Genomic DNA, 12,620 nt, shown 5'->3' with positions numbered 1-12,620 from the left:
ACCCGCCGCCCCGGCGGGCCCGCTCGATCGGAGGACCGGATGCGCATGATCGTGGACGGCGTCAGCATCTACTTCGACGTCGAGGGCGCCCAGCTCGCCGTCGAGGGGGACACCCTGGCCGAGCGCCCGACCGTCGTGGCCCTGCACGGCGGTCCCGGCTTCGACCAGGGCTACCTGCGGCCCGGCCTGGCCGGCCTGAGCGCGTACGCCCAGGTCGTCTTCGTCGACCTGCGGGGGCAGGGGCGTTCGGGGCGGCCGCCGGTGACCACCTGCACGCTCGAGCGGATGGCCGACGACGTGGCCGGGCTCTGTGACCGGCTGGGCATCACCGCGCCGGTGGTGTTCGGCCATTCCGGCGGCGGATTCGTTGCGCTGCACCTGGCCCTGCGCCACCCCGGCGCGGCGGGCGCCCTGATCCTCTGCGGCACCGCCGCCGCGCTGAGCCCGCTCGACGACGACGATCCCCCGCCGAGCCTGGCCGACCGGACCTCGCCGGAGGCCGCCGCGCTGGCCGCGCGGATGTTCGGCGGCGACTTCTCGGCGGCGACCATGCGGGCCTTCGAGCGGCACGTCGCACCCGCGTACGCGGGCCCGCGGCACGTCGACGTGCCCGGCCGGCTGTTCGCGCTCACCGACTTCAACGCCGAGGTCGCCCGGCACTTCTTCGGCACCCTCGCGCCCGGCTACGACGTGCGTCCCCGGCTGGCGGAGATCGGCGTGCCCGCGCTGGTCGCGGTCGGCCGGCACGACTGGGTGGGCCCGCCGGCCGCCGGGCGCGTCCTGGCCGCCGGCCTCCCGCGGGCCGAGCTGGTCGAGTTCACCGAATCCGGCCACTTCCCGTTCTCCGAGGAACCGGCGGCGTTCCAGGCCGCGGTCGGCAAGTTCCTGGCCCGGCTCGACAACGGCGGCACGGCCGGGTGACGGGAGGTCGCCATATGTCGATCCATGAAGGACGGGCCAGCCATTGACTATGACGAATCTGTGTACATTATTAACAGTGATCCCAAGTGCTTCCACCGCACGGAGGTGTCACGATGCGCCACCCCTGGATCGCCGCCCTCACCCTCACCCTCGCCGCCACCGCCACCGCCCTGCTCCAGGTCCAGTCCGTCGCCGCCGCCCGGGCAGCCACCGTCTGCAACCGGTACTGCGACGGCCGCGACCCGGCGCTCTCCCCCGGCGACCGGGTGGCCGCCACCGGCACCCTCTACGGCCGTACGTTCAAGGTGCACGTCAACGACGCCGACGCGATGAGCTGGGCGACCGTCGAGAACGGACAGCCCGGCGACCAGGTGTGGCTGGACCGCTCCTTCGACGGCGGGCGCACCTGGGCGGGTGACAGCCGGCTCGGCGACACCACGGTCCCGGCCGGCTCCGGTGGTGCCCGCACCGCCATGTTCAACGTCGACAACTGGGTCTCCCGCGGGGTCGGCGTGCTGCGCGCCTGCGGCAAGGCCGGCGACCGTCCCGAGCTCACCTGCACCGGCTGGGCCCGGAGCACCTGGAACGCCTGGGACCGGCGGACGGCCGCGGCCACCGCCCTGATGATGCGCTTCGACCAGGGCGCCGGCCGGTTCGACGGCAACGGCTGGTGGACCGGGGCGAACGCGCTCACCGCGCTGATCGACACCAGCCGGATCAGCGGCATGCGCAGCTACGACTACGTGATCGCCGCGACGTACGACAAGAACGTCAACGCCGCGCAGGGACAGTTCCGCAACGAGTACCTGGACGACACCGGCTGGTGGGCGCTCGCCTGGGTGGCCGCGTACGACCGGACCGGCGACAGCCGCTACCTGAACACCGCCCGGGCCGGCGCCGACCACATGTTCAGCTATTGGGACACACGCTGCGGCGGCGGGGTGTACTGGCGTACCGACCGGACGGTCAAGAACGCCATCGCCAACAGCCTCTACATCCAGCTCAACGCGGCCCTTTCGCAGCGCATCAGCGGCGACACCGTCTACCGCGGGCGGGCGCAGGCCGGCTGGGCCTGGTTCCAGGGCACCGGCCTGATCAACGGCGCGAACCTGGTCAACGACGGCGTCAACCTGGCGACCTGCCGGAACAACGGCGACGTCACCTGGACCTACAACCAGGGGGTGCTGATCAACGCGCTGGTCCAGCTGCACCGGCTGACCGGCGACGCCACCGCGCTGGCCGTGGCGCGCCGGGTCGGTGACGCGGCCACCACCAGCACGTACCTCAACAGCAACGGCATCCTGCGCGAGCCCAACGAGCCGGACCAGTGCGGCGGGGACGGGGTGTCGTTCAAGGGCGCGTTCGTCCGCGGGCTCGGGGTGCTCAACGCCGCGACCGGCCGGCCCTACGACGCGTATCTGCGGCGGCAGGCCGACTCGGCGTACGCCAAGGACCGGACCGGCTTCGACGCGTACGGCAGCCACTGGGCCGGGCCGTACGCCGGCACCAACCACTCCTGCCAGCACAGCGCCCTGGACCTGCTCAACGCCGCGCCTTAGGACCGGCCGCTCGCCGGGCTGTGCCATGATCACAACCATGCCCGTCGAAGTCATGGTGCTCGGCACCGTCGGACTCCGGGACGGCGGCGAGTGGCGCGCCCCGCCGACCGGGCTGATGCGGGCGCTGCTGGCCACCCTGGCCCTGGCGACCGAGGAGACCAGCGCCGCCGCCCTGATCGAGGCGGTGTGGCGGGGCGGCGAGGGTTCGGCCCGCGAGGCGACGGTGGCGGTGGCCATCCACCGGTTGCGCCGCTGGCTGGCGGCCACGGTGGCCGGCCCGGTCCAGGTGACCCGGCCGACCAGCGGATACCGGCTGGAGCTGCCGGGCGGCGGCACCGACGTGCAGCGGTTCCGGGCGCTGGCCGCCGGGGCGATGTGCCCGGACCTCGACGAGCGGGGCCGGGCCGAGGGGCTGGCCGGCGCGCTGGCCGTGTGGCGCGGGCCGGCGCTCGACGACGTGCCGTCCCGGTACGCCCAGGACGCCGTGGTGTCGCAGCTGGAGGGCGAGCGGCTGGCCTGCACGGTGGAGCTGGGCCGCACCCTGCTGCGGCTCGGTGAACCGGTCCGGGCGGTGGACCTGCTGGCCGTGGCGGCCCCCCGCCACCCGCTCGACGAGCTGCTCCAGGGTGTGTTCATCGAGGCCCTCGGCGCCGCCGGACGGCAGGCGGCCGCGCTCGACGCGTACCGGCTGCTGCGCGACCGGCTCGTCGAGGAACTCGGGGTGGAGCCCGGCCCGGCGCTGCGTGGGTCGTACCTCAAGGTGCTCCGCCAGGACGCCGTGACGCCGCCGGATCCGCCCGCGCCCGCGCCGCCGGTGCCGGTGCCGGCGCAGCTGCCGGCCGACGTCGGGCACTTCACCGGACGCGAGGACGCGCTGCGCCTGCTGGACCTGCACACCGGGCGGCACGGCGGCACCCCGGCCGGGGTCTCGATCGTGACCGGCACCGCGGGGGTCGGCAAGACGGCGCTGGTCCGGCACTGGGCGCACCGGGCCCGGGACCGCTACCCCGACGGGCAGCTCTTCGTGGACCTGCGCGGCTACGCCGACGACGAGCCGCAGCAGCCGCTCGACGTCCTCGGCACGTTCCTGCGGGCGCTGGGCGTGGCCGCGGACCGGGTGCCGGCCGCGCTGGAGGAGGCCGCGGCCGCCTACCGGACCCGGCTGGCCGAGCGGCGGATGCTGATCGTGCTCGACAACGCCCGCTCGGCCGCCCAGGTGCGCCCGCTGCTGCCCGGCGGCCCGCACTGCCACGTCGTGGTGACCAGCCGGGACAGCCTGACCGGGCTGGTGGCGGTCGACGGCGCCCGGCAGGTCGTCCTCGAGCCGCTCACCGCCGCGCAGGCCGGCCGGCTGCTCACCGGCCTGCTCGGCGAGCGCCGGGTGCGTGCCGACGCCGCGGCGGCCCGGGCGCTCGCCGAGTCCTGCGCCTACCTGCCGCTGGCGCTGCGGATCGTCTGCGCCGAGCTGAGTTCCCGGCCGGGCGCGAGCATCGCCGGCAAGGTCGCGGCGCTGGGCGCGGGTGACCGGCTCGCCGCGTTGGCGCTGCCCGGCGACGACCGGCCGGGGGTGGCCGCGGCGCTGCGGCACTCGTACGAGGCGTTGCCTGCCGGCGCCCGGCGCCTGTTCCGGCTGCTCGGCGTCGCCCCGGTGCGGGACGTGACCGCGCCGGCGGCCGCCGCGCTGGCCGGTCTCGACCCGGACGACGGCCGGCGACTGCTGGCGATCCTCGCGGACGCCTGCCTGCTGGAGGAGCAGCGGCCGGGCCGCTACTCCTTCCACGACCTGCTCCGCGAGTACGCGGCCCGGCTGCCGGACCCCGAGCGGGATCAGGCGCGCACGAGGCTGCTCGACTGGTACCTGGCCCGGGCCGGCGCCGCCACCCGGCTGCTGTACCCGCACGTGTGGCGGATGGAGCCGGCACCGTCCACCAAGGAGTGGACCGACCGGGAGGCGGCGCTGCGCTGGCTGGACGACGAACGGCCCAACCTGGTCGCCTGCGCCGGGCACGGGCCGTACGCCTGGCGCATCGCCGACACCGTCCGGGGCTACCTGTGGCACGGCGCCCACCTCGCCGAGTGGCGGGTCCTCGCGGAGGCCGGCCGGGACGCGGCGGTCCGCCTCGGTGACCGGCACGCCCAGGCGGCGATGGCGCAGAGCCTCGCCCTGCTGGCCACCACCCGGCACGCCCCCGACGCGGTCGAGCGGTATCACGTCGCCCGGGACCTGTCCCGGCGGGCGGGCTGGCCCGAGGGCGAGGCGCTGGCCCTGGGCAACCTCGGCCGCACCTACAACGACCTGGGCCGGCTCACCCGCGCGGTGGAGTGCCTCGAGGAGTCGCTGGCGATCGCCGGCGAGGACGGCAGCACGTCGCGGCGGGCCGCCGTCACCGGCAACCTCGGCATCGTGCTGGCGGAGCTGGGCCAGCTGCACCGGGCCGCGCAACTGCACACCCGGGCGCTGGAGTTGTTCCGGGCGATGGGTGCCCGCCCGGCCAGCGCCACCGCGCTGAACAACCTCGCCATGGCGCACTGGGCGATGGGCCGGCCTGCCGAGGCGTTGCCGCTGGTCGAGGAGTCGATCGCGCTGCACCGGGAGGCGGGCGCCCGGGTCGGTGAGGCGTACGGTCTCGGCCTGCTCGCCACCGTCACCCGCGACCTCGGCGACCCGGAGCAGGCGCTCGGGCACGCGCGGGCCGCCCTGGTGCTCATCCGGGCCGCCGGCGACGACCGCAACCAGGCGGAGATCCTCAACGTGCTCGGCTCGCTGCACCTGGCCCGGCACGACGACCGGACCGCGCTGGACTGCTACCGGCAGGCCGAACAGTGCGCGGCGCACGCGGTCAGCCCGCTGCCCGGGGTGCAGGCGCTGGTCGGGCTGGCCGCCGCCGAGCACCGGCTGGGCCGCTGGGCCGAGGCGGAGGGGCTGGTCCGCCGGGCGCTGGCGGTCAGCGAGGAACACGGGTACCGCCTGGTGACCGGGCACGCCTGGACGGTGCTGGCCGAGCTGGAGCTCAGCCGGGGCCGGCCGGCCGAGTCCCGCGCCGCCGCGGACCGGGCGCTGGCCGTACGCCGGGAGACCGGGCACCGGATCGCGGACGCCGACCCGGACCGGATCCTGCGCCGGCTGAACCGGGTGCAGCCGCAGGCAGTTGCCGGCTGACCTGCGATTCTGGAACCGGCGCGGCTCGACCGGGGCGCGCCGGAAGGAGTCCGACGGCGCCCGGGGCGCAGACCGCCGAGCAGCGGCGCCAACGCTGGGAACAGGGGCTGCGGGACTTCGCGGACCGACCGGCCGGGCGGGGCTGTCCCCCGTGCGAGCTACCCGGCATTGTCCACCGCACGGTGACGACTCCGGGCCGGCGCGTCCCTAGCGTCTTGACCAGGCCGTGGCGCTCCCGCCGCGAGCCCTCGTCAAGGGAGTCGTCATGCGCTTGTTGAAGCAGTTCCTGGCCGTTGCGGCGGTCACCTTCGCCGGTGGCCAGGCCGTCGCCGCGGTGTCGGGTAACCCCTGGCTCACGCTGGTGCTCGGCATCACCACGGCCGTGCTCGCGGTGCTCGTGTACGCGTGGGTGGTCCGGCGCACCGAACGCCGCGCGCCCACCGAGGTGGCCCGGGCCGGCGCCGGCGGCCGGCTCGTCCGCGGGGCGCTGATCGGCGCCGCGATGTTCGCCGCGGTCATCCTGAACATCGCCCTGCTCGGCGGCTACCACGTGCACGGCCTGGGCTCGGTGACCGGCGCGGTCGGGCTGGTCGGCTTCATGGCCGCCGCCGCGACGACCGAGGAGCTGCTGTTCCGCGGCGTGCTGTTCCGCGTCATCGAGGAGCGGACCGGCACCTGGATCGCGCTGCTGCTCACCGGCGTGGTGTTCGGCCTGATGCACCTGGCCAACCCGGACGCCACCCTGTGGGGTGCGACCGCCATCGCGATCGAGGCCGGCTTCATGCTCGCTGCCTGCTACGCCGCCACCCGCAACCTGTGGGTGCCGATCGGCCTGCACTTCGGCTGGAACTTCGTCGCGGGCGGCGTGTTCAGCGCCGTGGTCTCCGGCAACGGCGACTCCCGGGGCCTGCTCGACGCCACGACCTCGGGCCCGGCCCTGCTCACCGGCGGCGCCTTCGGCCCGGAGGGCAGCCTCTACACGGTGGCGGCGGGCCTGGCGCTGACCGTGGTGTTCCTCTGGCTGGCCCACCGCCGCGGCCACCTCGTCCCGCGGCGCCGACGCGCGGCCGACCCCGCGGCGACCGCTACAGTTTCCCGATGATCGACCTCCGGCGGGTCCCGGACCCGTGGCGGCGGTGGGACGTCACGGTCCGGGACCTCCCGATCGCTCTGCTGCTCGTGCTCGCGTCGGCGGTGCCGGCCCTGCACAACAAGGGTACGCAGCTCGGCGACCTGCCGGGCCGGCCGTTCGACGCGCTGACCGTCGGGGTGGTCGCGCTGGAGTGCCTGCCGCTGGCCGTCCGCCGGCGCTGGCCGGCCCTCTGCCTCGCGCTGGTGTCGCTCGGCTTCGCGATCGACCAGCTCCGCGGCTACCACCTGGTCGCGGGCACCGCGCTGCCGATCGCGCTGCTGAGCGCGGGGGCGCACCTGGAACGCCACCGGCGCACCACCATGGTCCTGGCCTCCGCCGCGTACGTGCCGCTGGCCGTCGCCCTGGACCGCGGCGGCTCGGGCGAGGGCGTCGCCGGGTTCGTGACGTTCTACCTCGTGCTGGCACTGGCCTGGGGCACCGGGGCGTGGCTGCGGACGTCCCGGGCCGCCGAGGCCGAGCGGCGTCACCACATCGCCGCGGCAACCCGCGCCGCCGAACGCACCCGGATCGCCCGCGAGCTGCACGACGTCGTGACCCACCACGTGACGGCGATGGTCGTGCAGGCCGAGGCGGCGCGCTACCTGACCGCCGCGCCGGACCGCCTCGACCAGACCCTGACCGCCATCACCGACACCGGCCGGCGGGCCGTCGGCGACCTGCGCCACCTGCTGGACCTGCTCAACCCCGACCACAGCACCGCGCACCTCACCCCGTCCGCCGGCGAGCTCCGGGCGCTGGTCGAGCAGACCCGGCTGGCCGGCCAGCCGGTGGAGTTCACCGAGGACGGCAGCCCGGCGGAGACCACCGGCAGCGCCGAGGTCGCGGCCTACCGGGTCGTGCAGGAGGCGCTGACCAACGCCCTCAAGTACGCCCACGGCAGCCGCACCACCGTGCACGTGCGCCACGGCGAACGGGAGACCACTGTGGAGGTCAGCACCGACGGCTCGGCCCCGCACCCCGCGTCGCCCGGCGGCGGCGGGCGGGGCCTGGCCGGGCTCCGCGAGCGGGTCGGCGTGCTCGGCGGCGAGTTCAGCGCGGGACGGCGCGCGGGCGGCGACTTCGTGGTGCGGGCCCGCATCCCGTCCGGGAGCCCGGTGTGACCGCGCCGGTGCGGGTGCTGGTCTGCGACGACCAGGCGCTGATCCGTACCGGATTCGCCACGATCATCGACGCCCAGCCGGACCTGGCGGTGGTGGGCGAGTGCGGCGACGGCCGCGCCGCGGTCGACCTGGCCGGCCGGCTGCGCCCGGACGTCGTGGTGATGGACGTCCGGATGCCGGTGCTCGACGGCATCGCGGCGACCCGTCTGCTGGCCGGCGCCGGCGTGGCCGAACCGGTCAAGGTGCTGGTGGTGACGACCTTCAACCTCGACGAGTACGTGTACGAGGCGCTGCGCGCGGGCGCCAGCGGCTTCCTGCTCAAGGACGCCCCACCGGCCCAGCTGCTGAACGGCATCCGCACCGTCGCGACCGGCGCCGCGCTGCTGGCGCCCGAGGTGACCCGCCAGCTGGTCGGCCGGTACGCGGCCCGGATCCGCCCCGCCGACCAGGGGCCGGCCGACAGCACGCTGACCCCGCGCGAGCTGGAGGTGCTGCGCCTGATCGCCGACGGCCGCTCCAACAGCGAGATCGCCGCGACGCTGGTGCTCAGCCAGGAGACCGTGAAGACGTACGTGTCCCGCATCCTGACCAAGCTCAACCTGCGCGACCGGGTGCAGGCGGTGGTCTACGCCTACCGCCGCGGCCTGGTGACCTGACCGGCCCACCAGGTGCGGAAGTCCGGGCTCTTGACGGTCAGCTCCCCCACCAGCTCGGCGCCCTTGCCTAAAGCTATTAGGTTATTGCATAGTTGCTTTAGGAAGAGGGAGGCGGCCGTGTCACGAGCAGGTCTGACGCCGGAGCGGCTGGTCCGGGCCGGCGCCGAGCTGGCCGACGAGGTCGGTTTCGACCAGGTCACCGTCTCCGCGCTGGCCCGGCACTTCCACGTCAAGGTGCCGAGCCTGTACTCGCACGTCCGCAACTCGGGCGACCTCAAGACCCGGATCGCCCTGCTCGCCCTCGACGAGCTCGCCGACCGCGGCGCCGCGGCCCTGGCCGGCCGGGCCGGCAAGGATGCCCTGACCGCCCTGGGCTCGGTCTACCGCGACTACGCCCGCGCCCACCCCGGCCGGTACACCGCCACCCGCATGCGGCTCGACCCCGAGACCGCCGCCGCCGGCGCCGGGCCCCGGCACGCCGAGCTGACCCGGGCCATCCTGCGCGGCTACCGGCTGGGCGAGCCGGACCAGACGCACGCCGTACGGCTGATCGGCAGCACCTTCCACGGCTTCATCAGCCTGGAGCTCGCCGGCAGTTTCGACCACAGCAGCCCCGGCCCGCAGCAGTCCTGGTCCCGCATCATGGCCGGCCTGGACGCGCTGCTGCGCCACTGGCCCGCCGAGTGAACCCCGCCCCTGGAAGCCGAGGTGCCGTCATCACCGCCTGGATCACCACCCCGATCACCGCCGCCCTCGTCCGTGGCGCGCCCGAGCTGGAACCCACCGCGCACGGCCTGCGGCCGCACCGGCTGCCCGCCCGGGCGCGGGCGCAGACCCCCGATCCGCAACTGGCCATGGTGGAGGCTCAGCCCTCCGGCGTACGGCTGTGCTTCCGCACCACCGCCACGGCAATCGAGCTGGACGCCCTGGCCACCCGGCGGGCGTACGCGGGTGTCCCGTCCCGGCCGCCCGGCGTCTACGACCTGCTCGTCGACGGCCACCTCACCGGCCGGCAGAGCGTGCCGGGCGGCGACACGCTGACCATCACCATGGCCACCGGCGCGGTCGAGCACCGGGCGGGTCCGGTCGGCACGGTGTCGTTCACGGGCCTGCCGGGCACCGCCAAGGACGTCGAGATCTGGCTGCCGTACGACGAGATCACCGACCTCGTCGCGTTGCGCACCGACGCCCCGGTCGTGCCAGTGACCGGCGACGGGCGGCCGGTGTGGCTGCACCACGGCAGCTCGATCAGCCACGGCTCCAACGCCGCGAGCCCGTCCACCACCTGGCCGGCGCTCGCCGCCGCGCGCGGCGGGGTGGAGCTGGTCAACCTGGGGCTCGGCGGGAGCGCGCTGCTCGACCCGTTCACCGCCCGGACCCTGCGGGACACCCCGGCCGACCTGATCAGCGTCAAGATCGGCATCAACCTGGTGAACGCCGACCTGATGCGGCTGCGCGCGTTCATCCCGGCGGTGCACGGCTTCCTCGACACGATCCGGGACGGGCATCCGGACACCCCGCTGCTGGTCGTCTCGCCGATCCACTGTCCGATCCACGAGGACACCCCGGGTCCCGGCGCGTTCGACCTGGCGGCGCTGCGGGAGGGGCAGGTCCGGTTCACCGCCACCGGCGACCCGGCCGAGCGGGCCGCGGGGAAGCTGACGCTGCGGGTGATCCGCGACGAGCTGGCCCGGATCGTGACGCAGCGCGCCCCGGACGATCCGCATCTGCACTACCTGGACGGGCCGGCGCTCTACGGCGCGGCCGACTTCGCCGAGCTGCCGCTGCCGGACCGGCTGCACCCGGACGCCGCCACCCACCGCCGGATGGGCGACCGCTTCGCCGACCTGGTCTTCGCCGGCGACGGCGCCTTCGCCCGCGTCGGGGCCTGACGGTCCTTCTCGGCGCGCTCAGCAGATCCGGTCGAGCAGTTCCTGCAGCAGCAGCCCGCGGCGCACGTCCAGCTCGTGCGGCACCCCGGAGCGGACGGCGGCGGCGAACTCGGCGCGCAGCACCGGCCAGCACTGCGCGTGGTCGACCGTGCCGAAGTCGAGCACCAGCGTGCCGGCCGGGCCGTACAGGGTGATGCCCGCGTCCGAGGACGGCAGCGCGACCGCGCCGGACAGCGACAGCTGGCTGACCGCGCCGCCGCGGTGGGTGCAGGTCAGTTCGATCCATCGGCGGCTGTCACCGGCCGCGCGCAGCTCCTCCACCGGACCGAGCGCGGCGTCGACCAGGTCCAGCAGGTGCGGGCCGAGGTCGTCCAGCGCGCCGCGGGTCAGCCGCCAGCCGGTGGCCATCGCGCCACCCAGGAACGCGCCGTGCAGATACCGGGCCCGGGCGCCGGACGGCTCGAACGCCGCCGCCGCGGCGAGGAAGGCCCGGGTGCTCGGGTGGTAGCGCTTGGTCAGCACGAGCTGGGTGACCACGCCGTGCTCCGCGGCGGTGTCGGCGAGCGCGCGGGCGCTGTCCAGGTCGAGGGCGAGGGGCTTCTCCAGCAGCAGCGCCTTGCCGAGCCGGGCGGCACGGGGCGCCAGCGTGGCCTGGATGTCCGGCGGCACCGCGAACGCGACGGCCTCGCAGCGGTCGAGCAGCTCCTCGTACGAGCCGGCCGCGTGCGTGCCCAGCTGAGCGGCGAGCCGCTCGGCGGCCTCGGGGCGGCGCGCCCAGACGGCCGCGAGCCGGGTCTCCGGGCCGGCGGCGAGCACCGGTCCGTGCATCGCCGACGCCCACGGCCCGGCGCCCACCAGCCCGACCGCGACCGGCGCCCCGGCGTTCGTCGATTCCATCGTGGTCCCTTCTCAGCAGGTGGCGGCGGCGGGCATCGTGCGGGCCAGGTCGGCGTCCACCTCGGCCGGGGCGTACACCTGGTCGACGACCATCGCGTAGCCGCCGATCACCGCCGACTGGGGTCCCAGCCGGCTGGCGCTGACCTCCAGGTGACGGGTCGAGCGCGGCAGCGCGCTCTGGTAGAGCACCTCGCGCACGCCGGTGACGAAGTGGATGTCGGCCAGGTCGCCGGCGACGATCAGCACCCCCGGGTTGAGCATGCAGACCACCGTGGACAGCACCTCGCCGACCAGCTTGCCCGCCGTCCGGGCCAGGTGCACCGCCTCGGCGTGCCCGGACCGGATCCGCTCGACCAGCTCGGAGCCCGACGAGGTGGGCGTGCCCGCGGCGGTGAGCCGCTGGGCCAGCGCGAGGCCGCTGGCCACCGCCGCCAGGCAGCCGTAGAGCCCGCACTCGCAGCGGGCCTCGGGATAGTCGTGCAGCCGGATGTGGCCGATGTCGCCGGCGCCGCCGTCGATGCCGCGGTACACCTGGCCGTCGATGACCACGCCCGCGCCGATGCCGGTCGCCACCTTCACCAGCACCAGCGTCGGGCAGCCGGGATAGTGCACGGTCTGCTCGCCCAGCGCCATCAGGTTGGCGTCGTTGTCCACGAACACCGGCCGGTCCCAGGTGCGGCGCAGCCGCTCGGCGATCGGGTACCCGTCCCAGCCCGGCATGATCGGCGGCTGGGTCACCACCCCGTCGAACTCGACCGGGCCGGGCACGCCGACGCCGATGCCGCGGACCCGGGCGGCGTCCCACCCGGTCCGGGCCAGCACCCGCCGGAACGCGCCGTCCACCCAGCCCAGCACCGACTCCGGCCCGGTGCCGATCTTGATCGGCTCGTGCTCCTCGGCCAGCGGCCGCCCGCCGAGGTCGACGACCGCGGCCCGGGCGTGGTTGCCACCGAGGTCGGCCACCAGCACCACGCCGTGCCCGGTGTCGACCTCCAGCAGCTCGGCCGGCCGGCCGCCGGTCGAACCCTCCACCCCGGACGCCCGCAGGTAGCCGGTCGCGCGCAGCAGGTCCAGGCGCTGGGTGATGGTCGACCGGGACAGGCCCGTGTAGCTCTGCAGCTCACCCCGCGTACGGGCGCGCCCGGTGCGCACCAGCCACAGCAGGTGACCCGCCGAGTTCTGGTTGCCTTTCGCGGCGATCATGAACGGGTCAACGCGCAGGCCGCCCCGCAGGCGCGGCCGACGGGACCGGTTCGTCCGCACGAGGTGCCGCACTAATGCC

General features: G+C 75.4%; 10 protein-coding genes. 8 read left to right on the top strand and 2 right to left on the bottom strand.

What is annotated here, in order from left to right; all coding sequences use genetic code 11:
* Positions 1 to 39: 39 nt before the first annotated feature.
* The 8 genes from ACIBQZ_RS14130 to ACIBQZ_RS14095 all read left to right on the top strand — a co-directional run bounded on the left by ACIBQZ_RS14130 (position 40) and on the right by ACIBQZ_RS14095 (position 10,441).
* Positions 40 to 921, top strand: a complete 882-nt coding sequence (locus ACIBQZ_RS14130; RefSeq protein ID WP_396088986.1) for an alpha/beta fold hydrolase — start codon at positions 40 to 42, stop codon at positions 919 to 921.
* 113 nt (positions 922 to 1,034) lie between these two features.
* Positions 1,035 to 2,480 carry a glycoside hydrolase family 76 protein gene (locus ACIBQZ_RS14125; protein ID WP_396088985.1) on the top strand — a complete coding sequence of 482 codons (1,446 nt, stop codon included), beginning with the start codon at positions 1,035 to 1,037 and terminating at the stop codon, positions 2,478 to 2,480.
* A 37-nt stretch (positions 2,481 to 2,517) separates the two neighbouring features.
* The gene (locus ACIBQZ_RS14120) at positions 2,518 to 5,640 is read left to right on the top strand and encodes a tetratricopeptide repeat protein (RefSeq protein ID WP_396088984.1); all 3,123 of its coding nucleotides are present in this window, start codon (positions 2,518 to 2,520) and stop codon (positions 5,638 to 5,640) included.
* Between the two features lie 265 nt (positions 5,641 to 5,905).
* The gene (locus tag ACIBQZ_RS14115) at positions 5,906 to 6,742 is read left to right on the top strand and encodes a lysostaphin resistance A-like protein (RefSeq protein WP_396088983.1); all 837 of its coding nucleotides are present in this window, start codon (positions 5,906 to 5,908) and stop codon (positions 6,740 to 6,742) included.
* The gene (locus ACIBQZ_RS14110; protein WP_396088982.1) at positions 6,739 to 7,893 is read left to right on the top strand and encodes a sensor histidine kinase; all 1,155 of its coding nucleotides are present in this window, start codon (positions 6,739 to 6,741) and stop codon (positions 7,891 to 7,893) included. Before ACIBQZ_RS14115 ends, ACIBQZ_RS14110 begins: the two co-directional genes overlap by 4 nt.
* On the top strand, positions 7,890 to 8,549 hold the full coding sequence (locus tag ACIBQZ_RS14105) for a response regulator (protein WP_396088981.1): 660 nt from the start codon (positions 7,890 to 7,892) through the stop codon (positions 8,547 to 8,549). Before ACIBQZ_RS14110 ends, ACIBQZ_RS14105 begins: the two co-directional genes overlap by 4 nt.
* A gap of 117 nt (positions 8,550 to 8,666) precedes the next feature.
* Positions 8,667 to 9,236: a TetR/AcrR family transcriptional regulator gene (locus tag ACIBQZ_RS14100; protein ID WP_396088980.1), complete on the top strand. Its 570-nt coding sequence runs from the start codon at positions 8,667 to 8,669 to the stop codon at positions 9,234 to 9,236.
* Positions 9,233 to 10,441 carry a GDSL-type esterase/lipase family protein gene (locus ACIBQZ_RS14095; protein ID WP_396088979.1) on the top strand — a complete coding sequence of 403 codons (1,209 nt, stop codon included), beginning with the start codon at positions 9,233 to 9,235 and terminating at the stop codon, positions 10,439 to 10,441. Before ACIBQZ_RS14100 ends, ACIBQZ_RS14095 begins: the two co-directional genes overlap by 4 nt.
* An 18-nt stretch (positions 10,442 to 10,459) precedes the next feature.
* On the opposite strand, the gene ACIBQZ_RS14090 is transcribed toward ACIBQZ_RS14095, so the two are convergent.
* Both ACIBQZ_RS14090 and ACIBQZ_RS14085 read right to left on the bottom strand, forming a co-directional pair.
* Complete coding sequence (locus tag ACIBQZ_RS14090; RefSeq protein ID WP_396088978.1) at positions 10,460 to 11,338, bottom strand: Gfo/Idh/MocA family protein; 879 nt, start codon at positions 11,336 to 11,338, stop codon at positions 10,460 to 10,462.
* A 12-nt stretch (positions 11,339 to 11,350) separates the two neighbouring features.
* On the bottom strand, positions 11,351 to 12,541 hold the full coding sequence (locus ACIBQZ_RS14085) for an ROK family protein (protein WP_396088977.1): 1,191 nt from the start codon (positions 12,539 to 12,541) through the stop codon (positions 11,351 to 11,353).
* Between the last annotated feature and the right edge of the window lie 79 nt (positions 12,542 to 12,620).

Origin of the sequence: Actinoplanes sp. NPDC049599 (assembly GCF_044465625.1) — a bacterium.
Lineage (GTDB): Bacteria > Actinomycetota > Actinomycetes > Mycobacteriales > Micromonosporaceae > Actinoplanes.
Note: the sequence above shows the minus strand (reverse complement) of the source record. Positions and strands in the feature narration are given on the sequence as shown.